The organism is Shewanella sp. A32 (assembly GCF_029167175.1).
GTDB classification, from domain to species: domain Bacteria; phylum Pseudomonadota; class Gammaproteobacteria; order Enterobacterales; family Shewanellaceae; genus Shewanella; species Shewanella yunxiaonensis.
In genome coordinates, this window is the sequence record NZ_JARFTS010000063.1 from 1 (window position 1) to 1130 (window position 1130).

Annotated in this window: 1 protein-coding gene; it reads left to right on the forward strand. The window is 46.7% G+C overall.

Going from position 1 to position 1130, the window contains the following annotated elements; genetic code table 11:
- Positions 1–106 precede the first annotated feature (106 nt).
- The coding region (locus tag PY479_RS17545) for an IS630 family transposase (RefSeq protein WP_275484541.1) at positions 107–1130 on the forward strand (1024 nt) is incomplete at its 3' end.

Consider the following 1130-nt stretch of genomic DNA (forward strand, 5'->3'; position numbering starts at 1 on the left):
ACTAAATAGCTGTTCCGAAGTGTAGATCACCTGCGAAGGGAACTCAGTGTGAAATGAGCGATCAGATAAGTCGCCAAACCACACTTTACACACACCCACACTGAGTATGAACAGAATAACATTGATTGATCGTGCCGAGCGACGCCGATTAGAGAAAATCGTCCAGCGAAGCAACGATAAGCGTTTCAGCCGTCGAGCAAATGCTGTGTTACTTGTGCATCAAGGACTATCCCGACAGACAGTCGCAAGCTTGCTTAGCGCGGCTCGTTCTTCTGTAAATCGCTGGTGTAGCAAGTATAACGAACTGGGGATAAACGGATTGAAAGATGCCGAACTGGGTAAACCACCGTACTTACCCGGCGATGCCATAGTGAAGCTGCTACATTTTCTAATCCCTTGCTCACCACAAGATTTAGGCTATCAGCGTAGTCGTTGGAGTACCGAATTGCTCGCCAAAGTATTGCGAAAACATGCAGGAATTCATATTCATAGTTCGACGTTACGCCGGTGGATGCCAGAACTCGGGATAGTATGGCGACGGGCCGCGCCGACACTCAGAATTCGAGATCCACATAAGGACGAAAAGTTAGCGGCAATTAAAGCGGCTCTGGATAACTGCAATGCCGATAATCCTGTCTTCTATGAAGACGAAGTTGATATCCATTTAAACCCTAAGATAGGTGCAGATTGGGGCTTTCGAGGGAAACAACGGTTAGTGGCAACACCTGGCCAGAACGAAAAATATTATCTTGCGGGGGCCTTACATGCCGACACAGGCACAGTGAAATATGTAGGCAGCGACTCAAAATGTTCGGCGTTATTTATTAAGCTGATGGAATTGCTTCGGAAGAGCTATCGCAAAGCAAAAACTATCACGTTAATCGTGGATAATTACATCATTCATAAGAGCAAAAAAGTGCAGGCTTGGCTAAGCAACAATCCCAAGTTCACACTCCTGTTTCAGCCCGTTTATAGCCCTTGGGTGAATAAAATTGAGAAGCTGTGGCATGCACTTCATGAAACGGTGACACGCAATCATAAGTGTTCGCAGATGTGGCAGTTGCTACGTAGGGTGAGGCGATTTATGGAAACCGCTTCACCCTATCCGGGAAACCTACATGGATTGGCAG